22 protein-coding genes and 1 pseudogene are annotated in these 25,730 nt (G+C 69.3%); 7 read left to right on the top strand and 16 right to left on the bottom strand.

The window, feature by feature from the left end:
• Positions 1–94 precede the first annotated feature (94 nt).
• Positions 95–1,513: an MFS transporter gene (locus ACM6LR_RS07870; RefSeq protein WP_414936562.1), complete on the top strand. Its 1,419-nt coding sequence runs from the start codon at positions 95–97 to the stop codon at positions 1,511–1,513.
• Here the strand turns inward: ACM6LR_RS07870 and ACM6LR_RS07865 are convergent.
• Positions 1,510–2,172 (bottom strand): DUF1707 SHOCT-like domain-containing protein, encoded by a 663-nt coding sequence (locus tag ACM6LR_RS07865; protein ID WP_414936563.1) that lies wholly within the window; start codon positions 2,170–2,172, stop codon positions 1,510–1,512. The genes ACM6LR_RS07870 and ACM6LR_RS07865 overlap by 4 nt on opposite strands.
• A gap of 147 nt (positions 2,173–2,319) precedes the next feature.
• On the opposite strand from ACM6LR_RS07865, the gene ACM6LR_RS07860 reads away from it, so the two are divergent.
• Entirely contained in the window at positions 2,320–3,288 is a 969-nt protein-coding gene (locus ACM6LR_RS07860; RefSeq protein WP_414936564.1) for a hypothetical protein, read from the top strand.
• A 1-nt stretch (position 3,289) separates the two neighbouring features.
• On the opposite strand, the gene ACM6LR_RS07855 is transcribed toward ACM6LR_RS07860, so the two are convergent.
• From ACM6LR_RS07855 to ACM6LR_RS07845, 3 genes are read right to left on the bottom strand one after another with little or no spacing between them, the layout of a single operon-like run.
• Complete coding sequence (locus ACM6LR_RS07855) at positions 3,290–3,949, bottom strand: response regulator (protein WP_414936565.1); 660 nt, start codon at positions 3,947–3,949, stop codon at positions 3,290–3,292.
• Entirely contained in the window at positions 3,946–5,112 is a 1,167-nt protein-coding gene (gene macS / locus ACM6LR_RS07850) for a MacS family sensor histidine kinase (RefSeq protein ID WP_414936566.1), read from the bottom strand. Before macS ends, ACM6LR_RS07855 begins: the two co-directional genes overlap by 4 nt.
• Positions 5,109–6,305: an AI-2E family transporter gene (locus tag ACM6LR_RS07845; RefSeq protein WP_414936567.1), complete on the bottom strand. Its 1,197-nt coding sequence runs from the start codon at positions 6,303–6,305 to the stop codon at positions 5,109–5,111. Before ACM6LR_RS07845 ends, macS begins: the two co-directional genes overlap by 4 nt.
• Positions 6,306–6,573: 268 nt before the next feature.
• Here ACM6LR_RS07845 and ACM6LR_RS07840 point away from each other — a divergent pair, with 268 nt between their 5' ends.
• Both ACM6LR_RS07840 and ACM6LR_RS07835 read left to right on the top strand, forming a co-directional pair.
• On the top strand, positions 6,574–7,620 hold the full coding sequence (locus ACM6LR_RS07840; protein ID WP_414943466.1) for a hypothetical protein: 1,047 nt from the start codon (positions 6,574–6,576) through the stop codon (positions 7,618–7,620).
• Positions 7,621–7,815: 195 nt separating this feature from the next.
• Positions 7,816–11,106, top strand: coding sequence for a PE-PGRS family protein (locus ACM6LR_RS07835; protein WP_414943465.1), 3,291 nt, complete (start codon positions 7,816–7,818; stop codon positions 11,104–11,106).
• Positions 11,107–11,264: 158 nt separating this feature from the next.
• Here ACM6LR_RS07835 and ACM6LR_RS07830 read toward each other — a convergent pair whose 3' ends face one another.
• Entirely contained in the window at positions 11,265–12,458 is a 1,194-nt protein-coding gene (locus tag ACM6LR_RS07830; RefSeq protein WP_414936570.1) for an ROK family transcriptional regulator, read from the bottom strand.
• A 91-nt stretch (positions 12,459–12,549) separates the two neighbouring features.
• On the opposite strand from ACM6LR_RS07830, the gene ACM6LR_RS07825 reads away from it, so the two are divergent.
• Positions 12,550–13,716, top strand: coding sequence for an MFS transporter (locus tag ACM6LR_RS07825; protein ID WP_414943464.1), 1,167 nt, complete (start codon positions 12,550–12,552; stop codon positions 13,714–13,716).
• Here ACM6LR_RS07825 and ACM6LR_RS07820 read toward each other — a convergent pair.
• Positions 13,713–14,474: a dioxygenase gene (locus ACM6LR_RS07820; protein WP_414943463.1), complete on the bottom strand. Its 762-nt coding sequence runs from the start codon at positions 14,472–14,474 to the stop codon at positions 13,713–13,715. The two genes, ACM6LR_RS07825 and ACM6LR_RS07820, sit on opposite strands and share 4 nt — an antisense overlap.
• A 177-nt stretch (positions 14,475–14,651) precedes the next feature.
• On the opposite strand from ACM6LR_RS07820, the gene ACM6LR_RS07815 reads away from it, so the two are divergent.
• The gene (locus ACM6LR_RS07815; protein WP_414936573.1) at positions 14,652–15,113 is read left to right on the top strand and encodes a MarR family winged helix-turn-helix transcriptional regulator; all 462 of its coding nucleotides are present in this window, start codon (positions 14,652–14,654) and stop codon (positions 15,111–15,113) included.
• Here the strand turns inward: ACM6LR_RS07815 and ACM6LR_RS07810 are convergent.
• Positions 15,089–15,209: pseudogene (locus ACM6LR_RS07810) on the bottom strand (VOC family protein); the annotation flags it as partial. The gene ACM6LR_RS07815 and the pseudogene ACM6LR_RS07810 overlap by 25 nt on opposite strands.
• Positions 15,210–15,218: 9 nt before the next feature.
• The gene (locus ACM6LR_RS07805) at positions 15,219–16,406 is read right to left on the bottom strand and encodes a serine hydrolase domain-containing protein (RefSeq protein ID WP_414936574.1); all 1,188 of its coding nucleotides are present in this window, start codon (positions 16,404–16,406) and stop codon (positions 15,219–15,221) included.
• 194 nt (positions 16,407–16,600) lie between these two features.
• On the opposite strand from ACM6LR_RS07805, the gene ACM6LR_RS07800 reads away from it, so the two are divergent.
• Positions 16,601–17,563 (top strand): NADP-dependent oxidoreductase, encoded by a 963-nt coding sequence (locus ACM6LR_RS07800; protein WP_414936575.1) that lies wholly within the window; start codon positions 16,601–16,603, stop codon positions 17,561–17,563.
• Between the two features lie 321 nt (positions 17,564–17,884).
• Here ACM6LR_RS07800 and dnaB read toward each other — a convergent pair whose 3' ends face one another.
• From dnaB to ACM6LR_RS07760, 8 genes are all read right to left on the bottom strand, one after another.
• Complete coding sequence (gene dnaB / locus ACM6LR_RS07795; RefSeq protein ID WP_414943534.1) at positions 17,885–20,497, bottom strand: replicative DNA helicase; 2,613 nt, start codon at positions 20,495–20,497, stop codon at positions 17,885–17,887.
• Positions 20,498–20,961: 464 nt separating this feature from the next.
• Complete coding sequence (locus tag ACM6LR_RS07790) at positions 20,962–21,759, bottom strand: ESX secretion-associated protein EspG (protein WP_414943462.1); 798 nt, start codon at positions 21,757–21,759, stop codon at positions 20,962–20,964.
• 97 nt (positions 21,760–21,856) lie between these two features.
• On the bottom strand, positions 21,857–23,236 hold the full coding sequence (locus ACM6LR_RS07785) for a hypothetical protein (RefSeq protein WP_414943461.1): 1,380 nt from the start codon (positions 23,234–23,236) through the stop codon (positions 21,857–21,859).
• Between the two features lie 3 nt (positions 23,237–23,239).
• The gene (locus ACM6LR_RS07780) at positions 23,240–23,839 is read right to left on the bottom strand and encodes a DUF3558 domain-containing protein (RefSeq protein ID WP_414943460.1); all 600 of its coding nucleotides are present in this window, start codon (positions 23,837–23,839) and stop codon (positions 23,240–23,242) included.
• Entirely contained in the window at positions 23,839–24,249 is a 411-nt protein-coding gene (locus tag ACM6LR_RS07775; RefSeq protein ID WP_414936579.1) for a hypothetical protein, read from the bottom strand. The genes ACM6LR_RS07780 and ACM6LR_RS07775 overlap by 1 nt, the downstream gene beginning before the upstream one ends.
• A gap of 165 nt (positions 24,250–24,414) precedes the next feature.
• Positions 24,415–24,870 (bottom strand): 50S ribosomal protein L9, encoded by a 456-nt coding sequence (rplI, locus tag ACM6LR_RS07770; protein WP_414936580.1) that lies wholly within the window; start codon positions 24,868–24,870, stop codon positions 24,415–24,417.
• Positions 24,871–24,881: 11 nt separating this feature from the next.
• Positions 24,882–25,130 carry a 30S ribosomal protein S18 gene (gene rpsR, locus ACM6LR_RS07765; RefSeq protein ID WP_005168122.1) on the bottom strand — a complete coding sequence of 83 codons (249 nt, stop codon included), beginning with the start codon at positions 25,128–25,130 and terminating at the stop codon, positions 24,882–24,884.
• 90 nt (positions 25,131–25,220) lie between these two features.
• Complete coding sequence (locus tag ACM6LR_RS07760; protein WP_414936581.1) at positions 25,221–25,730, bottom strand: single-stranded DNA-binding protein; 510 nt, start codon at positions 25,728–25,730, stop codon at positions 25,221–25,223.

The raw sequence follows: 25,730 nt of genomic DNA, 5'->3' as shown, positions 1-25,730 counted from the left end.
CCTCGGTCCGGAAAAGATCGGGGGGCATGTCGAAACCCGGTCCACCGCTTCGACGCACTGGTGAAGACACCGAGTGCGACGAAAGGACCGGACCATGACGACCACCGAGACCCCGCGGGCGGGCCGCCGGGAATGGATCGGGCTGGCCGTACTGGCCCTCCCCACCTTCCTGGTCTCGCTCGACGTGTTCGTGCTGATCCTCGCGCTGCCGAAACTGAGCCAGAGCCTCGGCGCCGACAGCACCCAGCAGCTGTGGATCATGGACGTCTACGGCTTCATGATCGCCGGGTTCATGGTCACCATGGGCACCCTCGGCGACCGCGTCGGCCGCCGGAAACTGCTGCTCATCGGTGCCACGGCGTTCGGGCTGGCCTCCGTACTGGCGGCGTTCTCGACCAGCGCGCTGATGCTCATCGCCGCCCGCGTGATCCTCGGGATCGCCGGTGCGACGCTGGCGCCGTCGACGCTCGCCCTGATCAGCAACCTGTTCCTCGACAGCCGTCAGCGTTCCCTCGCGATCGGCATCTGGGCGGGCTGCTTCACCGTCGGCGCGATCGTCGGGCCGATGGTCGGTGGCGTGCTGTTGGAGCACTTCTGGTGGGGTTCGGTGTTCCTGCTCGGTGTCCCCGCGATGGTCCTGCTGCTGGTCGTCGGCCCGAAGTTCCTGCCCGAATACCGCAACGAGAACGCCGCCCGGATCGACCTGCCGAGCGTCGCGCTCTCGCTGGTCACGATCCTGCCCGCGGTCTACGGCATCAAGGAACTCGCCCGCGACGGCGTGCACGTGGTCCCGGCGGCCTCGCTCCTGATCGGGCTCGGGGTCGGTGTGGTGTTCGTGCGGCGCCAGCGCTCCATCGAGGACCCGCTGATCGATCTCAAGCTGTTCCGCAGCCGCGCGTTCACGACCGCTCTCGGCGGGATGTGCGCGTTCACCATGCTGGGCGGCACGACCATGCTCTTCGTCGCGCAGTTCTTCCAGATCGTGCTCGAACTCTCACCGGTCGGTGCCGCGCTGGCGTTGCTGCCGGGCATGCTCGCGTCGACCGTCAGCTTCCTGACCGCGCCGATCCTCGCCCGCCGCTTCCGGCCTGCCACCCTGATCTCCGGCGGGCTGGCCGGTGCGATCGCCGGCTTCCTGTTGCTGACGCAGGTCGAAGCCGGTGCCGGACCGGTGATCCCGTCGATCGCCTTTGCCATCACCTGCCTGTGCGGCGGCCCGCTGGTCACCCTCGGCACGGACCTTGTCGTCGGCTCCGTCCCGCCGGAGAAGGCTGGTTCGGCGGCATCGCTGTCGCAGACCGGCAACGAATTCGGCTACGCGCTGGGCATCGCGACCGTCGGGACGCTGGGCAACGCCGTCACCCAGGCCCGGATCGCCGACGCGGTTCCCGCGCACGACGCCTTCGCCAGCGGGATGCATGCGGTGTCCGGGCTGGCCGCGCTGGTGCTGGCCGCGGTCGCCTGCTTCGTGATCAAGCACCTCCGGCACGTGCGGCCGGTAGGCACCGCCTAACCGAAGAAGCCCCGCCGCGGGTACTTGATGATCAGCGACCCCCCGTGCACGCGCCCGGTGATGACGAACCGGGGCGTGCCGGGGCGGCCGTTCGACCGGGTCCGGTCGTCGAGGTTGCCGAACTTGATGTCGGTGATCGAGTTGGTGTCGACGGCGCCGTTCTCGGGGATGGTGATCTCCACCGTCCCCCATTTGGCCTGCAGTTCGATGTGCACCACCGGGTGCCGGATCTCGGCCTGGGAGAAGTCCAGCTTCGTGGCGCCGTACTTGTTCCGGATCACCATCGACTCGGGGACCAGCCAGTTCCCGTCGCGCTGCAACGCCGAGTATTTGCCGTTGAGTTCCATGACCTGTCCGGAAGACTGCGCGTAGGCGTGCGGGCCCGGCGGTGCCAACGGGTTCTGCTGTTGACGCGGCACCATTCCCGCTTCGGGATGCACCAGCCCCGGCAAATCCGTGAGCACCACGTTCAGCTCGCCGCGGGTCTTCGAGGCGAGGGCGCGGTCGGTCCGCTCGGTGAACTCGTCGAGGTTCAGCATCCCGAGGCCGATCGCCTTCTGCAGTACCTCGACGACGTGTTCGCGCTCCGCGTCGGAGACGCGGATGTCCCGTCCGGTCAACGGCTTGGTTTCGGTCGTCGGCTGCTCTTCCTCGCCCATGCTGGGAATGGTAGAACCGGATCTCACGCGCGAGATCGGGGAAATACCCTGAACAGACCCGCATTTCACCCCTGTGCCGCCCTGATGGCGGCGGTCCTCCTGCTGGCCGGATGCACCGATGTCACGTCACAACCCGCACCTGCGCCCGTGTCGACACCTCCGCCACCGTCGAAACTCGAAGGCGAACCGGTGGACTACAGCGGTTTCCGGCTTGTCATGGCGACTTCGCCGCCGTCGATCCTCGATCCCGCCAACGGCGCCATGACGCCGTTGCCCGGCGCTCCGGCCGGGGACCGGGTCAACGACGTCCTGCGGGTCGGCGAACTCCCGGTCGTGCTGTCGGCCGCCCGCTGCGGTCCGTCGTGCTTGGAGCCGTCGGAAGTGCTCGTCTACGGCGATCCCGAGAACCAGCCGTGGAAGCTGGGCAAGGCCCGCAGCGTGGCCCCGTCGGCCGACGAGACCGGCGTCTGGCTGATCCGCGACGACGGCAACGACCTCTGCCGTCTCCAGTACGTCTCCCTGCTCGGCGCCGAACGCGACCGCGGCCGCCCGGCGAGCTGCACGACGGCGGTGCGCCAAGAGGTGCCGAAAGGCTTGCTGATCACGGTGAACAGCGGGACGGCCACCGCCGAGGACGTGCTGATCGATCCCGCCACCGGCCGCACCGTGCACCAGTTCCCGCGGATACTGGCGATCACCGAGGACCGGATGTTGCTCGCCGAGCTGGTCAAGTTCTCCGTGCTCGACCTGCGCAACGATCAGCGCGTGCCGGTCGAACGGCCGGTGGCCAACGGCACGCCGAGCCAGGTGGTGCCGAGCCGCGACGGGTACAAGGTCGCCGTACTGTTCGGCGATCCCGCCTGGGCCGGGACGAGTACACAGACCGCCGACGTCTGGGTGCTCGCCCTCGACACCCTGACCTGGACCCGCGCGCCCTCGATGCCGATCGCGGCCCCGCTCAAGCAGGTCGCGATCGAATGGTCCGAGGGCGACGCCCTGGTGATCGCCACCGACGTCGTCGCGAGCTGGCACCTCGACCGGCCGCGGTGGACGATCGTGAAGACGCCGTTGCCCGCCGACCGGAACCGGCAGGTGGTGGCGGTCCCCCAGGCCTGAGCTACTCCTCATCCAGTCCGTGTTCGATCGCGTAGCGGGCCAGCTCGACGCGGTTGTGCAGCTGGAGCTTCCGCAGCGTCGACTGGACGTGGTTCTCCACCGTCCGATGCGAAAGGACGAGCTTCTCGGCGATCTGCCGCGCCGTCAGCCCCTTCGCGACCAGGCGCAGGACGTCGGTCTCGCGTTCGGTCAGCCGCGGTGGGGCGGGGCCGTCGTCCGGGGCGTCGGCCATGCGGCGGTATTCGCCGAGCACGAGCCCCGCGAGCCCGGCGGTGAACACCGGATCCCCCGCGGCCGTCCGCCTGACCGCGTCCACCAGCTCGCTCGCCGAGGCCGATTTGACCAGGTAACCGGATGCGCCGGCCTTGACCGCCTCGAGGACGTCGCTGTGCTCACCGCTCGCGGACAGCACCAGGACCTTGGTCGACGGCAGCTCCGCGGTGATCTCGCGGGTGGCGTCGACGCCCGACGTCTCGCCGAGGTTGAGGTCCATCAGCACGACGTCCGGCCGGACCGTGCGTGCGATCCGGACAGCGGCAGGCGCGTCCGGCGCGGTGGCCCGCACGTCGAAACCGTGTTCGGCCAGGTCGCGGGCGACCCCGTCCCGCCACATCGGATGGTCGTCGACCACCATCACCGACACTCCAGGTGCACCGGTCATCGCTTTCCCCTCGCCGCGACTGGAACCTTGACTTCCCATTCCGTGCCCTGGCCCGGCGCGGTGTCCAGGGCGACGCTCCCGCCCAGATCTCGCACGCGGCCCTTGATGGACTCCGCGATACCTAGATGTCCCTCGGCCGCCGCTCGTTCCAGTTCACCGGGTTCGATTCCGGGACCATCGTCACGGACGCTGACCACGACCTCGGTGCCGAGGTCCTCCAGTAGCACCCAAGCCTGCGCTTCGGCACCCGCGTGTTTCTCGACGTTCAGCAGCGCTTCGCGCGCCACCGCCACCAGTTCCGCGGTCACGTGCTCGGGCAAGCGGACCTCGCCCGCGGGCGTCGAGACCTGCACCGACGGCGTCGCGAGCAACTGCAACGCGGCCCGGAGGTCGGTGGTCCCGTTCGCACTCGGCCGCGTCGGCTCGGTGGTGACCAGTGCCCGCAGCGCGATCTCCTGCTCACCGGCCAGTTTCGCCAGCTCGGCCGCCTCCCCGCCGAATTCGGCGCCGCGTTTGCGTACCCGGGCGAGCACCTGCAGGACGCTGTCGTGGATCGACCTGGCGAGCCGCTCCCGTTCGGCCGTCGCGGCCTCCATGCGCAACGCCCTGGACAGCGCGTCCGCGGACCGGCGTGCCATGGTCGCGGCCAGCCCGATCACGAACCCGCTCGCGGTCAGCAGGAAGCCGTCCCGCGCGACGTCGACGTCGAAACGCCAGCGCACCAGCCCGGTGACCACCGAGACCACCAACCCGGCGAGCACCCCGCCGAGCGCGCCGAACCGCGTCCCGGCCGCCGCGGGCGGGACCGCCGCCCACACCGTCGTGATGAGCGGGGTGTTGGCGTCGAACTGCGCGGTGGACAGGACCCAAGCCGACGTGAACATGAGGACGACGGTCACCGCGAGATCGACGCCGACCAGCCACGGCCAACGGCTCGACGGCCGGGCGTAGAGCACGCTGCTGAGCACCGTCCAAGCCGTCATCACGCTGAACGCGGCCCACGCCAGCCACTGCTTCGCGTAGCCGTCGTAGTGGACGATGAACGAGGCCAGCGCGAAGAGCAGCGTCGTCACGCGAAGCACGATCACCCCGCGCCAGAGCGGAGTGGCCGGATCCCGCGTGTCGAGCGCCGAGACGGCTCGCCAGAGCGGGGTGTTCGTCACGACTCTGCTTCGGCCGTTTTCTCGGCGTCGTTCGGCTGCGCCGCCTGATCCCGCAGGACGTCGACCTCGTCCGGATCGGGATTCTGTTCGTGCAGCAGCGACCGGATACCGGCGTTGAGCACCGCGAGCAGCGGCACCGAAAGCAGCGCGCCGGGGATTCCCGCGGCGACCAGGCCCGCGGTGATCGCGAGCACCACCGCGAGCGGATGCAGCTTGACCGCGCGGCCGAGCAGGATCGGCTGCAGCACGTGGCTTTCCAGCTGCATGACGCCGATGACGACGGCCAGCACGATCAGCGCGCCGACGACGCCCTTCGTCACCAGCGCGATCAGCACGGCCACCGCGCCGGCGATCACCGCGCCGATGATCGGGATGAAGGCGCCGAGGAAGACCAGCGTCGCCAGCGGGATCACCAGCGGCACGCCGATGATCGCCAGCCCGATGCCGATGCCGACCGCGTCGACGACGGCCACCGCCGCCGTCGCCCGGACGTAGCTGACCAGCGAGGCGAACCCGCGCCGCCCGGCGACGTCGACCCGGTCGCGTACCCGGCCGGGTATGCCGTGGACGAGGAACTTCCAGATCTGGTCGCCGCCGGAGAGGAAGAAGATCAGGATGAACAGCGTCAGGATGAAGCCGGTGACGATCTCGCCGACCGTGCCCGCCGTGGTGAGCGCGGTGGTGGTGATCGACGCCTGGTTGTTCTGCAGGAAGCCGATCGCCTGGTTGATGAACTCCTGGATCTGCTCCTGGCGCAGGTGTAGCGGCCCGTCGATGAGCCAGCGCTTGATCTGGTTGAGGCTTTCGGTCAGCTGCTTCTGCAACTCCGGCAGGCCGGAGGAGAACTGCGCGACGACGAAGGTCAGCAGCCCGCCGAGTATCGCGAGCCCGGCGATCAGCACTATTCCGGCCGCCAGCCCGCGCGGGAACTTCAGCAGCATCAGTTTCGACACCGCGGGCGCGAGCAGCGCGGCGAGGAGCAGCGCGATCGACAGCGGGATGACGACCACCGACAGGTAGCCGATCAGGAACACGATGACGTAGAGCGCGGCGATCACCACGATGAAACGCCACGCCAGCGCGGCGCCGATCCGCAGGCCGCGGGGCACCAGGCTGGTGACGTCTTCGGTGGATTCGGAGAGGAAGGGGTTCGCCGGGTCGAATTGCGGCTGCTTGCGCTGGGGCTCGCTCACGCGCTCACCGTATCGGTCCGGGGCGACGTTCTTGAACATTCCGGGCGACGCGCACGGTCGAATTCGCCCGAAGCGACGCTTGACACACCGTTCGATGATCGACTCCGCGGTAACCAGGCCCCGCCAGGGATGATCACTGATCGTGATTTCGGGCTACACCCTGTGTTCTTCACACGATCGGGCCATCAAGGTGTTTCGAAGTCGCGCGGGCCTTCCGCACTTTGCTTATGTCGGTCTCGCACGGTGAACCGAACTGACAGGAGACCGAGTGGCGAACGCGGCGAAGAACGAGGGGCGGGGCGCGGCGCGCTTCGGTCGTCTCGCTTCGCGTGCGCTGTTCGTCCTCGGCGGCGCCGTCGCCGGTTCCGCCGCCGCCTGTGTCGTTTCCGGCGCTTCCGCTTCCGCCGATGTCGTCCCGTCCGCTCCGGTGCTTTCCACTCCCGGCACCAGCGTCACCCCGGTCACCGACGTCACCGCGGCGGGCCTGACCGACGTTTCCCGCGGCGCGTCCGGGTTCACCGGCGACGTGGCCGGTGCGGGCAAGGCCGCGATGTGCGGCGGCCGCCACCAGGAAGCCACCGCGTGGTCGCTCCCGGATGACGTCAAGCCCGTCCCCGCCGCGAAGCGCCACTGCGGCGGGGACATCCGCTCCGAGGAGCACGAAACCTCCGCCCGCGTCAGTGACGCCATCACCGATTTCACGGACAACGCCGTGATCATCCCCGCCAAGCGGACCCTCGGGGCTTTCGAGCACATCGTGCGCAAGCCCGAGGACACCCGCCAGGTGCTGGACGAGACGTTCGCCCCGTCGCCCGAGTCGCAGGACTTCGGCCGCAAGGTCTGGGGCCTCCTCGACCCGCGCGGGCACGGCGACCTCGTCACGGAGCTTCCGGTCAGCGGCGTTCCGCTCGACCCGGAGTCCCCGCTGGAGGCAGGCGGTGCCGGCGACCAGGTCACCGACTTCGCCCGGCTGGCGACGAACCAGTTCCCCGCTTCCTTCGAATCCGTCCTCCCGATGCCGGTCCTCGTGCAGCAGCACGGTGCCGTCGATCGGGCCGAGGACGTCCCGGCACGCGACGGTCACCGTGGTGACTTCCCGCGTCCGGTCACCCCGGCGCCGCTTCCCGTCGCGCCGTCCATCCCGACTGTCCCCGGTAGCGGCAACGCCCCCGGTGGTCACCTCGACGGCCTGACCCATGGCGTTCCCGCCTGGCTCGTGTCGGCCGTCGAGCGTTCCCTGACCGGCTATTCGCCGGCAGGCACGCGGTACATGCCGCTCACCCCGGGCTCGCAGCCCGGTGTCACTCCCGACTGAACACCTCCCTCCGCGGGGTAGCCGACGCGCCTCACGCCTCCCGATCCCGGGTTTGGCTTCGCGTCCGCTCCTGATCCCCCGCGAAACGGCGGTGCGCTTTTTCGCGCCCGCGATCGCTCCACCCCTCTGGTGCCCCCTCTTCGAAGGCACCTCCTCGAACCCGAAAGGGAACCCGAAATGAAGGAGAAAAACCCCATGCAATCCTGGGCAAAGCGCGGACTCCAGACCGCGTTGGTCACGGGTGGGTTGTTGATGCTGGGCACCGGCATCGCTTCGGCTGACGAACAGGTCAACCCCGACACCCCGGCCTCCCCGCTCGACGCGAACGTCAACGTTCCCCTCGAGATCGACAACAACGCCGTTGGCACGCCCCTCGGTCAGATCGACGCCCCCGGCTACGAGGGCGAGGTCGGCACCAAGCCCGTTTCGGACGCGAGGGCCTCGGTCTTGTCGGCCGGCGGTGACGGCATCGGCGGAAGGCTCCCCAGCCTCTCCGGCAAGGGGGCCATCCCCGCCCCGTTGGCGAAGGGTGAACCGGCCCACCACGCCAACGGCGGACTGACCCCGGGTGGTTTCACCACCACGGACGACATCCTCAAGGGCAACAAGGTCGTCGGTGACGTGGTCGTCCCGATCCAGGTCGTCGACAACGCCGTCGGCGTGCTCGGCGACGCCGAGGTCCACGGTCGTGACCACTCGCAGGTCTGGTCGCACAATCAGGACATCGAGACCAACGGTGAGGACTCCAGCCTCGCCGGAAACGTCGTGTCCCTGGACTGGGCGCTGCCCGTGCAGATCGCCGGCAACGGCGGCGGGTTCGCCGGCGGCACCGGCCGCGTGATCGGCGGTTCGGCCGACCAGAGCATTACCGAGACCGGCGACATCACCACCGACGGCGAGGGTTCCACCACGTCCGGCAACGTGGTGGCCGGTCAGTTCGCCACCCCCGTCCAGGTGACCGGCAACGCCGCGTCCTGGATCCTCGGCAACGGCAAGAGTTCGGGCTACGACACCGACACCGAGGCCACCTCCGGCGGCTGGGTCGATACAGACGGTGACGACAGCACCTTCGGTGGCAACGTCGGCGCGGTGCCGATCGCCCTTCCGGTCAAGGTCAACGACAACGCGGGCGCAGCGCACGGTTCGCTCGCGAACTCCGACAGCAACTCCTCCGCGGACGCGACGGCCGGAGACCTCAAGCCGGGCTGGAGCAAGGTGCCCAGCTACGTGCAGACCGGTGGGGAGGACTCGTTCGTCGCGGGTAACGCGATCGTGCCGCAGACCGCGGACGTCGCGAACGTCGGCGGTGTGGCAGGCAGCTGGGTCGGCCTCGCCAACACCGGCAAGGACGGCGGCACCAGTCACACCAGTGCCGTCGACGCCGGTGGGTTCGTCAGCAGCGAGGGCGAAGGCTCCACGGGCGGCGGCAACATCGTCGACCCGGCCGCGGCCGCCCCGTCCGAGGCGACCTGCATCGCGGGTGCCTACCTCGGCAACTCCACCGCCACGTCGTGCGAGAACACCGTCGACGCGAACGCCGGCAACGGCAGCCACACCACCGGTGAGGACTCCACCCTCGCCGGGAACATCGTCAACACCCAGGCCGCGCTGGCCCCCGAGGTCTACGGCGTCGGTGCTTCGCACATCGGCCAGGCCGCCGCCAAGGCGACCGAGACCAAGACCGTGACCGCCGGCGGTTACGACGGCACCACGGGCGACGACTCGTCCGGCTCCGGCAACATCGTCCAGGTCCCGGCCGCGGTTCCGGCCGAGGTCTTCGGTGCCGGTGGCTCGGTCGTCGGCCAGGGCTCCGGCACGGCCGACGAGAGCAAGGTCGTCTCCGGTGGCGGCGGCGGGAACACCGCCGACGACTACGGCTTCCTCAGCTCCAACCTGGCGACCGTGCCGGTTTCGGTGCCGGTGCAGGCGTTCGGGATCGGCGGCGCGCTCGCCGGCCAGGGCCACGGTGGCGCAGACGGCGACACCACGTCCAACGCCGGACACGACGTCCACGCGACCGGTGAGGGTGGCGCGGGCGCGGGCAACCTGGTCTACGGCCCGGTCTCCCTGCCGGTCCAGGCACACAACTTCGCCGCGGTGGCCGGTGGAATCGCGTCGGGCGAAGGCTCGAACCTGACCGACTCGTCGGCCGGTGGCGACGCCACCGCCGACGGTGAAGAAGGCGCGCTGGCGGGCAACATCGTCCAGACGCCGATCGGCGGCACCGTCCCGGTGACCGGTCTCGGCGTCGCGGGTGCGGGCATCGCCAAGGGCGACAGCCTGAACGACGTCATGTCGTCGGCAGGCGGCGACGCCACCACCAACGGTGACAACGGCGCGGTCGCGGGCAACATCATCGGCGCGCAGGCGCTGCCGGTGGTGCCGGTCACGCACGACGCGATCGCGGCGGCGGGTATCGCCGACGCCGAAGGCTCCGACACCATCGACGCCGTCTCGGGTGGCGACGTCGAGACCTCGAGCCTCGACGGATCGCTCTCGGGCAACATCCTCGACATCCCGGCCGCGGCCGTTCCGGAGGTGTTCGGCGACGCCATCGCGGCGGCAGGCGGCAACTCCGAGACGGACGCGGACAGCGTGATCGACGGCCAAGCCGGCGGCGACAGCAGCACGGGCGGCAGCGAAGAGGCCCTTTCCGGCGCCAACCTGCACCACCCGCTGGTGTACTCGATCCCGCTGAACAAGCTCGAGCGCCCGATGCTGGCCAGCGCGGACGAGAACTCGACCAACGACACTGAGATCAACGACGAGGACTACACCCGCATCTTCACCGACCCGGTCGGTTCGGAGATGTCGATCGACGCGCTCCCGATGCTGCCCTTCGGTGCTTCGGCGCTGAACGGTGCCGGCGCACGGCCGACCATCCCGGCGATCGGTGGCGTCCGCGCCGACGGTCCCCAGGTGGGCACCCTGCCGGTGCAGGTGGCCGGCCTGGCCGGCCTGGCCGCGCTGAAGCAGCTGGGTGCCATCCCCGCGCAGCTGCCGAAGTCGGACCTGCCCGAGCTGCCCGTCACCCCGGCCCTGCCCGGTGTCCCGGCTCTGCCGAAGACCCCGGTCCTGCCCGGTGACGCCGCTCGTGCGGACGCCCCCGAGGTCGCGCAGCTGCCTGCCCTCCCGGCGCTGACCGCGCTGCCCACCGCGGGCAAGCTGCCGGTGCAGCTCCCGACCGCCGGTGGCCTGCCGGTGGCGCTCCCGACCGCGGGTGCCCTGCCGGTTGCGCTGCCCACTGCGGGTGCCCTGCCCACCGTCGGCTCGCTGCCGGTGGCCCTCCCCAAGGCCGGCGCCCTGCCGACCGCGGGCACGCTGCCGGTGCAGCTGCCCAACTCGGGCACGCTGCCCGTCGTGAGCGGTACCCCGGCGATGCCGACCGCGCAGGTGCCGGCTCTGGCGGGCGTCGACTCGTCGCCGCTGAGCATGTTCCAGCGTTTCATCGGCACCCTGACCGGCAAGAAGTTCTACACCAGGTGAATCAGCCAGTCGGCTAGCGCCACTGAATGAACCGAAACGGGCCCGGAGGCACTCCCGGGCCCGTTTCCTTCAGCCGGGGGGCTGAAGGGGACTTTCCCCGCATCGCTTAGGGGGAAAGCGCCCTTCGCCTCGTGAGACGCGGGGAAAGTCCCCTTCAGCTAGTCGGAACCCGGGGTGAACAGCGCGTCCTGAGCCGCGCCCATCGCGGTCAGCACCGCGCCCTCCAGCACCGCGCCCCCGCCGACGGTCCCCGCCCGCACCTCGGTCCGCAGCGGCGAGATCTCCGCGAGCCGACGGCTCACCCTGGCCGCCAGCGCCTCGCCGCCCGCGCGGCCGATTTCGCCGCCGAGTACGACGCAGCCCGGGTCCAGCACGGCCGTGACCGCGGCGGCGCCGATCGCGATCCGCTCCGCGACGATCTCCAGGAACTTCTCCGAGCCGGTTTCGATCGCGTGTCTCACGGCCACCTCGGCCGCGTCGGCGTCGTCGGCGGGTGGAGCCGCGATGCCATGTTCGCGAGCCAATTCGCAGATCGCGGCGCTGCCCGCCAAAGTATGGAACCCGCCGTCGCAGTCGGTCGACGTCGGCAGCCTGCCGGGTCCCAGCGTCGGCAGGAACCCGATCTCACCCGCGCCGCCCGACGCGCCCCGCCGCAGCGAACCGTCGAGGACGATGGCCGCGCCGACACCGAAACCGAGCCACAGCAGGACGAACGTGTCCCGGTCGCGGGCGGCGCCGAGCCGCTGTTCGGCCGCGGCCGCGAGGTTGACCTCGTTTTCCAGCAGCACCGGGATGCCCAGCCGCCGCCGGAGTTCGACGACGAGTTTTCCGTGCCACGCGGGCAATCCCCCGGCAGGCCGCAACCCGCCGGTCGCCGGGTCGACCAGACCGGGCGCGCCGACGGCGATCGTGTGCAGTGTGGTCGCGCCCGCCTTGGCGGTGGTCGCCGCCAGCAGGGCGATCGCGCGTTCGACGGCCACGTCGGTGTCGACGTCGAGGTCGAACGGCAGCGAGGCCTCCGCGTGGGTCCGCCCCAGCAGGTCGGCGACCGAAACGGCCATGCCGTGCGAGCGGACGTCGAGGCCGGCGAGGTACGCGCGTTCGGCGACGATGCCGTACAACTTCGCGTTCGGCCCGCGGCGTTCTGCGCCCGCTTCGCCGACGATGGAGATCAGCCCGGCGTCCTGTAGGCGTTCGACGAGATCGGCGACGGTCGGGCGGGAGAGCCCGGTCAACGTCTTGAGCTGGGTGGCCGTCAGCGAACCCTCGCGCTGGAGCAGGTCGAGGGCGAGACGGTCGTTGATGGCCCGCGCCGTGCTCGGGGAGGCGGACGGTATCCGGATGACACTCACCGGCAGATCCTCCCAGAATTAATTATCAGGTTCCCTTCCTGATAGTTTACGCTAGCCCCGTCGAGTCGTCTTGTGGACCTTGGGGGCCCCAGTGAAAAGTGCAATAGAAACCGTCGCCGGGCCGACGCGGCGGGTGCGGCAGGCGCGGATCGCCATCGCCGCCGTCTTCGCCGTGCACGGCGCGGTGACCGGCAGTTTCGCCACCCGGATCCCGTGGATCCAGGAACACGCGGGGATCAGCGCCGGCCAGCTCGGCCTCGCGCTCGCCTTCCCCGCCATCGGCGCCTCGCTCACCATGCCGCTCGCGGCGCGCATCGGGCATCGCCTCGGCGGCCGGCAGGGGCTGCGGGTCCTGCTCGCGTACTGGACGCTGGCGCTGATCCTGCCTTCGCTGGCGGGAAACCTCTTCACCCTTTGTCTCGCCCTGTTCGTCTTCGGTACCGCCGCCGGTACCTCGGACGTGCTGATAAACGCCCTCGGTGTCGACATCGAGGAGAAGATGGGCAAGTCGGTCATGTCGGGGCTGCACGGCATGTGGACCACGGGCGCGCTCGTGGGATCCGCCGCCGGAGCGCTCGCCGCGCACGCCGCACTGGACGCCCGGGTGCATCTGGCGATCGCGTCCGTCGTGCTCACCGTCGCCGGAGCGCTCATCTGCCAAGGCGTCCTCGACGTCCGCAGCGCGCCCGACGAGCACCCGCCGCCGAGGTTCGCGCTGCCGCCGAAGTCGGCCGTGATCATCGGTGCCGTCGCGTTCTGCGCCGTCTTCGCCGAAGGGGCGAGCCTGGACTGGTCCGCCGTCTACCTGCGTGACGTCCTCGGCACGTCGCCCGGTATCGCGGCGGCGTCGACCACCGCGTTCACCTGCACGATGGCGGTCGCCCGCCTCTCCGGTGACGCGCTGGTGAGGCGCTTCGGCTCGGTCAACACCGTTCGCACGGGCGGTGTCCTCGCGACAGCGGGCGGTCTGCTGGTCGTGCTGGCCGCGCATCCGGTGATGGCGTTGGCGGGGTTCGCGTTGATCGGGCTCGGTGTCTCCGTCGTCGTTCCGCTCGCCTTCGCGGCGGCCGGGCGCGGGGGGCCGACGCCGAGCCAGTCGATCGCGGGCGTCGCGACCATCACCTACTCCTCGGGGCTCGTCGCGCCGTCGCTGATCGGCGGGATAGCCGACCTGACTTCGCTGACGGTGTCCTTCGGGCTGGTCACGCTGCTGGCGCTCGGGCTGGTGGCGGGCGCCGGGGTGCTCCGGTCCCGCTAGCCGAACTGGAGGGAGCGTTTGGCGAGGCCGTGCCAGTAGCCGTCGATGACGGTCTCGCCTTTCCCCTCGGACGAACTCGCGCCGAGCGAGACGAACAGCGGCGCGAAGTGCTCGATCCTGGGGTGCGCGATGGCGGCGGCGGGTGCCTTGTGCTGGAAGTCCAGCAACGCGTCGAGGTCGCCCTCGCGCAGGGTTTCCGCACCCCAGTGGTCGAATTCGCTCGACCACGCCGGGGGTGCGCCGTCGGCATGGCCCAGTGCGCTCAGGTTGTGGGTGAAGAAGCCGCTGCCGATGATCAGTACGCCTTCGTCGCGCAGCGGCGCGAGTTTCCGGCCGAGGTCGAACAGCTCCTGCGGGTCCAGCGACGGCATGGAGACCTGGAGCACCGGGATGTCGGCGTCCGGGTACATCTCCACGAGCGGGACGTACGCGCCGTGGTCGAGGCCGCGGTCGGGTGCGTCGTGGACGGGTGTCCGCGTCGAGCGCAGGAGTTTCCGCAGCTTTTCCGCCAGCTCGGGAGCGCCGGGCGCGGCGTATTTCACCTGGTAGAAGCGATCAGGGAAACCCCAGAAGTCGTAGACCAGCGGAACCGTGGTGGTGGCGCCGAGGGTCAGCGGCGCCTCTTCCCAGTGCGCGGAGACGACGAGGATCGCCTTCGGCTTGTCGAGGTCCGCCGACCATCCGGCGAGCTGCCGGGTCCAGGTGGCGTCGTCGGCGAGCGGCGGTGCGCCGTGGCTGAGGTAAAGCACCGGGGTCATGTCAGCTCCAGGTATTTGAACTTTCAACTACCAGGATAGACGACGCCGTGGTGCTCCGGGTTATTCCCGGGCGAGGTTCGCCGCGCCATGCGTTCCGGAATCCGATGGGTTTCATGGATACTTCCTCATGTCGATGGCAACTACATGTAGAAGTGCATGCACTTGGTGGGATGAGCAATGACGGACGCCGTGGCCGACGTGGAACGCGCGATGATCGCCATCCGGCGGAGTCAGGCGAGGCGTTCGCTGTCGAAACTCGCCCGCGACCGTGCCGAATCGATGCCGGACCAGGCCGTTCAAGGACTGCTCGACGCCGCCGAGGCGGCCGAAGAGAACGGCGAGCCGGGTACGGTCACCAGCCTCGCGGCGGCGTTGACCATCGACCAGCCGCGCGCGAGCCGTCTGGTCGCGCGGGCCGTCGAGGGTGGCTTCCTCCGGCGTGAAGCCGATCAGCGTGACGGCCGCCGTGCCGTCCTCGTGCTCACTGGCAGCGGACACGCCGAGGTGGCGCGCATGCACGAGTTCCGCCGCTCGGTGTTCGCCGAGGCGATGGCGGACTGGCCGGACGAAGACCGCCGCGAGTTCGCCCGGCTGCTGACCGCCTTCGTCCGGAACTACGGGGCACTCGGCGTGAAGTAGTTCACCAGGTTGCCGTCGGGGTCGCGAAACAGCGAGGCCGGTTCCCCATGGCATCGTGGTCGGCTTCTGCACGATTTCGGCCAGGTCCGCCTGTCGCTCGTCCTTTCACTTACCGCAGAACACCGTCCTGACCAGCTTGTTCAGTTCTGCCGGGAACCCCTGCGCCGCGTCCGCGGCGGCCCCGGCGGTGATCGAAGCGGTCATCGTCTTGCTGCCGTCCGGCGTGCTGTACATCAGCGCCGCGTAGCCGTTGTTGCTGCCGTTGTGGTTGAGGACGGTGACGGCGCAGCCCGGGCCCAAGTCCTGCGAAAACTGCCCGAGGCCGTAGAAGCCGTAGAGGCTTTCGCTCTGCGGGTGCGTTTTGCGCATCTCGGTCAACAGCCAGGCGGGGAGGAGCTTGCCGCTCTGCAGTGCCGAGAAGTACGTCTGGAGATCCTTGGTCGTCGAGATCATGTCCCCGGCGCTGGAGGCCCAGGACGGGTTCTGGTGGGTGACGTCGATCGTCTTCCACTGACCGGCGTCCTCGTAGGGGTAGTAGGCGTGGGCGTACGGCTTGGGCATCCCGGACCAGGCTCCCGGCGACAGCGTGTCCCGCAGCTTCAGCGGCCTCAGGACCCGACGGTCCAATTCGTCCGCGAAGGGGCGGCCGCTGAGCTTCTCGACCAGCAGCCTGAGCACCACGTAGTTGGTGTTGGCGTAGCTCCAGCCCGCCCCCGGCTCGAACCGGGGCGGCTTGGACAGCGACAGCCGGACCAGCTCCTCCGGCTGGTAGGTGTGGAAGCGCTTGGCCACCCATTCCGGGCCCGACCACGGAATTCCCGGCACGATCGTCCCGTCCGGGAAGTACTCGCCGGTGTAGTTGAACAGCCCGCTGGTGTGCTGCAACAGCATCCGCACGGTGATCCGCCGGTCGAAGCCGAACCGGGGCAGGAAGCCCGCGATCGGGGTGTCGAGCCCGATCCTGCCCTCGGCCACCAGTTGCAGCATCAGCGTCGCGGTGAAGTTCTTCGTGGTGCTGCCGACGCGGAAGTGGCCATCGGTCGGCGGCTTCGCGGTCCCGCCCAGCTCGCGCACCCCGGCGCTGCCGGTCCACTCGCCACGCTCGTCGCGGACGCGCAGCTGCATCCCGGCGAACCCGGCGTCGACGAAACTTTGGACGGCCTGCCGTAGCTCCGGCCGATCCCGTCCGGCGGCGGACGCCGTCGGCACGGCGACGCCTGCCAGCAGCGTGGCCGCCAGAGCCATTACCCCTGCTCGCCAGAAGATCCTGGTACCCCTCAGTGACTTGGTCATGGTGACCACGTTCGCGTGCCGCGCTGACACGGGACGGCCATGGCGCTGACACCGATTCGGGAATTGCGTTGAACGCAATTACTCCTTATAGATATTGCACTGGAAATCATGTCCCGGTGGATCGATACTGGTCTTCGGAAGCCCTCGGCAGCGGATATGCCGATCACCACCCCGAGAAGCACAGGAGACCAGTCATGCCCAGAATCGTGCGCCCGACCGCCTACGGCACGCCCGACGTCCTCACCGTGACCGAGCTGCCCACCCCGGAAGCGGCCGCCGACGGCGTGGTCGTCGAGGTCCGGGCCGCGGGGGTCAACCCGATCGACTGGAAGCTCTACAGCGGGGCTTTCCACGACGTGGACGATGACCACAGAGACGCCGCCGGGATCGCCGCTTCGATGCCCTCCATCGGTCTCGAGTGCGCGGGCGTCGTCACCGAGGTCGGTGCGGAGGTGACCGATGTGCGGGTCGGGGACGAGGTCGTCGTCTACCCCGTGACGGCCGCCTACGCCGACTACGTCACGGTCCCGGCCACCTCGATCATCAGCAAGCCCGCCGGGCTCGATTGGGCCGAGGCCGGGTCGCTGATCCTGACCGGCACCACCGCTGTCCACGCGCTGCACGCCGCCGGCGTGGGTGAAGGCGACACGGTGCTCGTCCACGGCGGGTCGGGCGGGGTCGGCTTGATGGCCGTGCAGCTGGCCGCCGCTCAGGGCGCGACGGTGATCGCCACCGCCGCCGAGCGCAACCACGCCCTGCTGCGTGAGCTCGGCGCCATCCCCGTCGTCTACGGCCCCGGGCTCGCCGACCGGGTTCGCGCCGCCGCGCCGCAGGGCGTCACCGCCGCTGTCGACTTCGCCGGTACCGACGAGGCGCTCGACGTCTCGCTGGAGCTGGTGGCCGACCCCACGCGGATCTCTTCGATCACCGGAGGGCCTCGGCGCGCCGGGGCCGGCATCAAATTGCTCGGCTACGGGCCGGGCGAGGACGCGGGCGCCGAACTCCGCGACGCCGCCCGCGGTGACCTCGTCGAGCGCGCCGGGTCAGGCTCGCTGCGTGTCATCGTCGACAGCACCTTCCCGCTCGCCGAGGCCGCGAAAGCCCACGAGGTCGGCATCGCCGGACACGCCCCCGGCAAGCTCGTGCTGATCCCCTGACCGGCGGGGTTGCGTGCAGCGCGGCATCGCTGGGCAACGCCATCCAGGTCATCGACGAGTGCCGCCCGGGGCTGCTGCGCGTTTCCCTCGACGGCCCGCGCGCCGACCAGCGCGAACCACTTCCTGCCGACGCCGGGGCCCGGCCTAGTCGGTGTCTCTCAAAGCGCGCTTTCGGATTTCCGCAGCCGGGCCGCGGCATCCGCTGGTCACCCACTCAGCCAGATCAGCGGCCCACCTCCGCGAAACCGAGGCCTCCGGCCGACAAGAAACGCGCGCGCGTGTCCTCACCCAACCTGCCAACCTCAGTTCGGGAGACACGCTCTAGTCGTGCGAGAGGTCGACGAACCGGCTGTAGTGCAGCTGGTGCGCGACGGTGATCGTCGCCGTCGGCCCGGCACGGTGCTTCGCGATGATCAGGTCCGCTTCACCGGCGCGCGGGTCGTCCCGCTCCCAGGCGTCGGGGCGGTTGACCAGGATGACGAGGTCGGCGTCCTGCTCCAGCGAACCGGACTCACGGAGGTCGGACAGCATCGGGCGTTTGTCGGTCCGCTGCTCGGGACCACGGTTCAGCTGGCTGATCGCGATCACCGGGACCTCGATCTCCTTCGCCAGCAGCTTCATCTGCCGCGAGAACTCCGAGACCTCCTGCTGCCGCGACTCGACACGCTTACCCGAGGTCATCAGCTGGAGATAGTCGAGGACGACCAGTTTGAGGTCGTTGCGCTGCTTGAGCCGCCGGGCCTTCGCGCGGATCTCCATCATCGTCATGTTCGGCGAGTCGTCGACGAACAGCGGCGCCTCGGAGACCTCGCTCATCCGGCGCGCGAGCCGTGTCCAGTCGTCGTCGGACATCTTGCCACCGCGCATGTCCGCCAGCCGGATCCGGGCTTCGGCCGAGAGCATGCGCATGACGATCTCGGTCCTGCTCATTTCCAGGGAGAAGATGACGCTGGTCAGGCCGTGTTTGATGGACGCGGAACGGGCGAAATCCAGTCCCAGCGTCGAGTTGTGGGTCGGGACCATCGATCGCCCGGCCAGATACAGATGGTCGGGCGCGTCGACTTCCACGCATCGGACCGGAACGGACGCCACGGGGCGGACATCCACGACGTAACGGAGGTGGGGGCGGACGTGGACACCGGTGAGCCGTTCCTTCTGCAGCAGATGCTTGCGCTGTAGCCAGAACACTCGGTCTTGGGTGGTGAACCCGAGGATGTACTCGGTCGAGGTCTCCTCGTTGCGCCCCTTGACCTTCTTGGTCGTGAACGAGCAGCGGTAGCCGAGGCTGACGGCCAGTTCCCGGGTCTGTTCGGCGAGCACCCTGTTCGTCACCGCGAACTGGACCGCTCCGGAATGGGTGACGGTGCCGTCGGTGTCGAACAGCCCGGCCAGCAGCGCGCGACGTTGTTCGACGGACGCCCGCAGGTAGTCCACGGGAATGTGCTTGTCGCCGAGTACGCCCATCGTGCGAAGGATCGCCTGCACACTGCCGTGCTCGGTGCGGCAGGACTGGCAAAGACGCATGCCCGAGGACGGGCGCCCGCAGTCGGGGCAGGTCGGTGCGGGCACCGGAGAACTGTGGAACCGCACCTTGCCACCGCACGAACGGCCACACGTCCGTACCTGGGAGGTTTGGGGAACGAACGGCTCTCCGCACACCTCGCAAGGCCGGTATTCCAGTGGGTCGGGGGGGACCAGTCGCAAGGTGTACGACAGCTCACCGCGGCGTTCCACCAGAAGGCTGGCTTCCGCCTCCAGGTAGCAGATGATTTCCGGGTCTGCCGTGGTGAAGCGCGCACTGGCCGAGTCCCCGTCACCCAGCCAGGCTCCGAGCGCGTAGGGGTGAAGCGGGAGATCACGCTCGGGCAGTCGCAGCGGAGCCGCGGTCTTGATCGAGTGGTTGGCACGCCGATCCGCGGTCTCACAGCGCACGGAAGCCGCCAACTCTTCCGTCGTCCGCACCGCCGGGCCGGCGGTCGAACGGCGGGACGCCCTCGTTTCGGTCAGCCATTGGTGTTCCGCGTCCGCGAGGATCACCGTGCCGTCCGAGAACTCGACCTCGTAACAAGGACGGTCGTCCATGACCTCGGTCGCGGCGACCACGGTGGTCGGACGGCCGTTCGCCCCGATCAGCCGGTCGCCGGGCTGGACTTCGCCCATGGTCGTCCAGCCGTCGGGAGTGGCTAGCGGAGTGTCCAGCGCGAGTGCCTTTCCGACGCCGGGACGGGCGGCGACGATGATCATCTGCCCGGGATGCAGGCCGTTCGTCAAATCGTCGAAGTCGGCGAACCCGGTCGGGATGCCCTGTGACTGCCCGCCGCGCGACGCGATCGCGTCGATCTCGTCCATGGTCGGCTGGAGCAGTTCTTCCAGCGCGACATAGTCCTCACTGGTGCGCCGCTCGGTGACGTCGTAGATCGCGGCCTGTGCGCGGTCGACGACCTCGTCGATGTTCGCGCCGTCGGCCGCGGCCGCGCCGTAGCCGTACTGCACGATCCGCGTGCCCGCCTCGACCAGGCGCCGCAGCACCGCCTTCTCGGAGACGATCTCCGCGTAGTATCCGGCGTTCGCCGCCGTCGGCACCGTCGCGATCAGGGTGTGCAGGTACGGGGCGCCGCCGACGCGGCCGAGTTCGCCGCGGCGTTCCAGTTCGGCGGAGACGGTGATCGGGTCGGCGGGCTCGCCGCGCCCGTAGAGGTCGAGGACGACGTCGTAGATCGCCTGGTGCGCGGGCCGGTAGAAGTCGTCGGGGCCGAGGGCTTCGATGACGTCGGCGACGGCGTCCTTCGACAGCAGCATGCCGCCGAGCACGGACTGCTCGGCCGCGATGTCCTGCGGCGGCTGGCGGTCGTATTCACCACCACGCCGACCGGGGTCGCCGGGACCCGGGTCGGACTCCGCGTACATCGGATTGCGGTCGTCGGTCAGCGCCACCGCTGCTGCCACCTCCTCAAGCATCGAACACGCGTTCGATTATGCCAGATTTTCCCCGGTCGGTCCGCCTGTGCTCACCGGCCGCCCTCCCTCGGCTTTCGGATGCTTCCTTCGGCCGGAAGAAAGCCACTGTGCGTACCGGCCAATCGGGCACGGTAGGCCCCCCGAAAGGACCAGCGCAATTTCACCTGGGGACCGCCCTGTGGACAACCTGGGGATGACTGCGGGCATCCCTTCACAGGTGACTCAAAGCCTGTGTACAACTTGTGGGCAACGACGGGATGATCTGACAAAAGCGCTGTTCAGGGGCTGTGCACACACTGTGGAGAACTTTCTTCGAATCTGTGCGGCGTGTCGGGCGATACACGTCGTTCGGCGTGTCGCACGGCGGCGCACAGGAGTGCCCTGTGGATGAATGCCACGGAGGGTGGAGGGGTGCCCCGCTGGGCTGAACGGCGTGGAATTCAGGACGCGAACAACCTGCCCTGTGCGCTCCGTAGTCGTTCTCCGAGAACCTGCTGGTCGGCGGGTGTGAAGGCGATCCTCGGCTCGCCACTCCCTGGTATCTCTTCGGTCAGCCACCGGCCCTCGGACGTATCGATGTAGTTCACCGGGCGTTCGATCCGCTGCCGCGCGCCGCTCCGGCCGCGGGCGGCGACGTACAGGCTGCCGCTGCCCATCCGGCGTAGCGCGAGGATGCGGCGAAGCTCGTCGGCCTCCTGGCTGCCGGCGCTCTGCCGTCCGCTGCGAAGCACCTCGAAGCCCTCGTCCTGCGCCGTCGACGACGAGCGCGAGACTTCGACCTGGCTCTTCGGGACGGCGACCGGGCGGCCGCGTCCCGGCGCGAGCTTCGGGATCTGGTCGAGGAACTCGGTCAGCAGTTCCTCGGGCCGCACCGAGGCGAGCGCGACGCCGTCGTGCTCGCTGTGCCGGGCGAGGACGAAACCCTCCCCACCGGCGCTGCCCGCGAGCAGGGTGAAGCTCACCGCCTTGCCCTCGAACCCGCCGTCGACCCAGCCGTAGTACTCCAGGGTCGGCCTGGCGATCGCTTCGAGTGTCGCCTTGAACCCGGGGTGCAGGCCCCGTGAGCCGAAGAGGCCCTGGCGCGCCAGCTCCTCGTTGGTCCGCTCGTCCTCGGATCGCTGCGCGTTCTCGTCGTACCAGGTCGGTGTCTCCGACAGGATCGTGTGCGGCTCGCCGCCCCGGCGGCGGATCAGCGTGATGAGGGTGCCGGTCGTGATCGTGACCTGCTTGTCCAGCACCGGAACTGCCCCCTAGTCGTTCTTGTTCGTCCAGCCCGGAACAAGACAAGCCGGGCGCGGCCCCAATCTTGGCACGCGCCCGGCTCGCTCGTGCCGACTACTCGCCGATCACCGGCGGTGCGGTGAGTTCGTCGGTCCCGAAGATGTCGTTGGGGTCGTCGCCGACGAGGTACTTGGCGCTGCGCTCCTCGTCCTCGCCGCCCTTCCCCTTGGCGCCACCGGGACCCATGCCGCCCATGCCGCCCATCATTCCGCCGGCGCCGCGACCCGCCCCGGCACCGCCCGCGCCGGCCCCGCCGGAGCCCATGCCGCCGCCCATCCCGGCCGCGCCACCGGGGGTGGCCGCGCCACTCGCGCTGCCCGGTCCGCCTGGACCGAAGCCACCGGGACCGAAGCCACCGGGACCGAAACCGCCGTCCGGGCCGAAACCGCCCGCGCCGGGGATGTCGGTGCCACCGAAGCCACCGCCTCCGCCACCACCCGGGCCGAAGCCTCCGGCGCCGGGGATCTTCGGCGGGGTGAAGCCGGACGCGTTCGTCCCGTCGTTCCAGGACGGCGGCTTGAAGTCACTACCGGGGATGTTCGGGTCGTACTGCCCGCCAGGCAGGTTCGATCCGGGCAGGTTCGACCCCGGGATGTTGCTGCCCGGCAGGTTCGAGCCAGGAAGGTTCGATCCGGGCAGATTCGAACCGGGCGCACCGATGCCGGGCATGTTCGAACCGGGGACGCTCGGCATCCCGCCGGGTGGCATCCCACCGGGCGGCATCGAACCGGGCGGCGTCGAGATGCCGCCGGGCGGCATGCCGTTGTTCCCGTTCCGGTCGCCTTGGCCGGTGTCGTTCCCGTTGCCGTCCTTGTCTTTGCCGCCGCCACCGTTGACGTCGACGTTCGTGTTCTGCCCCTCCATCTTGTTGTAGGTGGGCAGCTTCTTGCCGTTCTCGGAACTGGCCTTGAAGTACTCGTTGAACGCGTCGACGTTCGCTTGACCCTTTTGGTTGTAGTCCCGGATCGCGCGGTCGGTGTCGGTCGTCCACGGGGTGATGGAGTTGAGCAGGTTGTTCTTCGGCGGGTCCTTCGGGACCGGCTGCACCTTCGCCTTCACCGTGGTGAACGCGGTGTTCTGCTCGCCGAGGTACTTGTCGGAGTCCGTCAGCTTCTTGCCGGAGTCCTCCATCCACGTCCGCAGCGGATGCGCGCCGGACTCCTGCGCGGCTTCGGCGCCCTTACCGGTCCAGGCGGCGTCCATCTCCTTCGACAGGTCGTCGATGGTGGTCAGCCTGTCCTGGTAACCGGCCTTGAGCCGGGTCGCCGCGGCCTGCCCCTCGGAGATCGACCCGGTACCCGGACCGGTGACGATCTTCTCCCAGATGTTGTAGCAGTCGATCTTGCGATCGCCGCCCGACGCTTCGAAGTCGCCGGATTTCGTGGTCGCCAGGTTGTAGGCCGAGTACCCGGCGATGATCGGCAGCAGGAACACCCGTCAGCCCTCCTTCAACGTCTCGATCATCGCTTCCCCCACTTTGCGCGCGACGGGGCACGGATCGCTCGCGCCGGGCCCGTTGTCGTACTGCACCAGGATGTTCACGGCCAGCTGGTCGGTCACGCCGACGAAGAGGCCACATTTGCCGCTCTTGCGGCCGTCGAGCGCCGCGGCGTAGACCGCCGGATACCCGGCGACCTCGGTCGGCTCGAAGTAGTCGTCGTTGGCCTTCGTGTCGTAGACATCGCTGAGGCCGTTCTTGTTCGCGAGCACCGGGCTGATCTCGATCTGGTTCAGCCGGTCGTCCGCGGCGAAGATCGAGCAGCCGGGTCCGACGCTCGTGGTCCGCGGTTCGCCTTCGCCGAGGCCGAGATCTGATCGCTTCGCCGCTGAGAGCGCGGAGCACGCGTCGCTCTCGAGCGCCGAGGTCTTCAACGGGCTCGGCACCTTGGGCGCGGAGCCGGACGAGCCGCTCGACGCGCTCGGGGAACCGGCCCCGGTCGTGTAGGACGGTTCCGAGGACGCCGTGCCGCTCTTGGTGCCCGAACAGCCCGCGACCAGCGCGGCGGCGGCGAAAACGAGTACGAGGGAACGTCGCATCACACGGCCTTGTGCTTGTTGAGCGAAGCCTGCGTTTCGGCCTCGTTCGTGGCGATCTTCTGCTTCGCCGCGGTCAGCTGGTCGATGTAGTTCTTGACGTAGTCCTGCATCTTCTGGTTCTGCTCCAGGAACGCCTTGCCCGAGGGGTTGGCCAGCTTCTCCCAGTCGCCGCTCGCGAACTCCTTGCCGGGTGCCTTGACGTTCGCCATCAGGTTCGCGTCGGCGAAGTCCTTCTTGAGCTCGACCTGCAGGTCGGTCCACTTCTTGATGATGCCGTCGATCTTGTCCTTGTCGAAGGTGAACCCGCCGCCACCCCCGCCCGACCTCGACGCCTGCTTGTCCGGGTTGGCCGGCGCGGACACCGTGACCTTCTCCTGCCGGTTCTGCTCGGCGTTGCTGTCGTAAGCCATAGCTCCCAGATCCCCTTTTGAGTCCCCGTGCCTCGACGTCGAGTCTCGATAATGCCCCGATCCCCCGTCAAGCCTAAGACGCGGGCCTTCCGGGTGGGGTTCCGCGGAAAGCAAAAGGCGGGACCTCTCCGCGATGGAGACGTCCCGCCCGTTGCCGAAGCGGTGTTACTTGGCCTTGACCTCGAGCCGCACGTCGACGCGGACGTCGGGGTGCAGGCGGGCGCCGACCGAGTGCTTGCCCACGGTCTTGATGTGGTCCTTCAGCTCGATGACGCGCTTGTCGAGCAGCGGGCCACCGGCGGCCTTGATCGCGTCCACGATCTCGGCGGTGGTGATCGAACCGAAGAGCTTCTTCGAGCCCTCGGCCGCCTTGCCGGTCAGCTGGACGGCACCGAGGCCCTCCAGGGTCGCCTTGATCTCCTTGGCGTGGTCGAGGTCGCGGATGCGACGGCTCTCCTGCGCCCGCTTGATCGTGCGCACGTTCTTCTCCGCACCCTTGGAGGCCACGATCGCGTAGCCGCGGGGGAGCAGGTAGTTGCGCGCGTAGCCGTCCTTGACCTCGACGATGTCGCCGGGTCCACCGAGGTTGGAGACGTCGGTGGTGAGAATGATCTTCGCCATGACGTGCCTCCTTAGCGCGCGGTCGAGGTGTAGGGCAGCAGCGCCATTTCGCGGGAGTTCTTGACCGCGATGGCGATGTCACGCTGGTGCTGGCTGCAGTTGCCGGTCACCCGGCGGGCACGGATCTTGCCGCGGTCGGAGATGTACTTCCGCAGCAGGTTGGTGTCCTTGTAGTCGATGTTCTCCGGGCGGCCCTTTTTCTCGGCCTTGCAGAAAACGCAGACCTTCTTCTTGGGCTTGCGGATGGGTGGCTTGGCCACGGTTTTACTCCTGGATTCCTACGTAGTGGTTGTCTCGAGGCGTCTCGCGGAGCTTTCGCCCGCGGTGGACGCACCTGATGCGACTGTCGATCAGAAGGGCGGCTCGTCGGAGAAGCCACCGCTGCCGCCACCACTGGCGGGCGGGGCGGAACCCCACGGGTCGTCGGCGGGCGGGCCGGACTGGCTACCGCCACCGCCGCCGCCTCCACCGAAGCCGCCGCCTCCGCCGCCGCCACGGCTGACCTTGTTCACCTTGGCGGTGGCGTAGCGCAGCGACGGGCCGATCTCCTCGACCTCAAGCTCGACGACAGTGCGCTTCTCGCCTTCCTTGGTCTCGAAAGACCGCTGCTTGAGGCGCCCCTGCACGACGACTCGCGCACCGCGCGTCAGCGACTCGGCGACGTTCTCGGCCGCCTGACGCCAGATGTTGCAGCGCAGGAACAGGGCCTCGCCGTCCTTCCACTCACCGGACTGCTTGTCCAGCGTGCGCGGGGTGGACGCGACGGTGAAGTTCGCGACCGCCGCACCGGAAGGGGTGAAGCGAAGCTCCGGGTCGGACGTGAGGTTGCCGATCACCGTGATGACGGTGTCTCCAGCCAT

Origin of the sequence: Amycolatopsis sp. cmx-11-32, assembly GCF_047608695.1 — a bacterium.
Classification (GTDB): domain Bacteria; phylum Actinomycetota; class Actinomycetes; order Mycobacteriales; family Pseudonocardiaceae; genus Amycolatopsis.
This window is presented reverse-complemented; position numbering and strand designations above follow the sequence as displayed.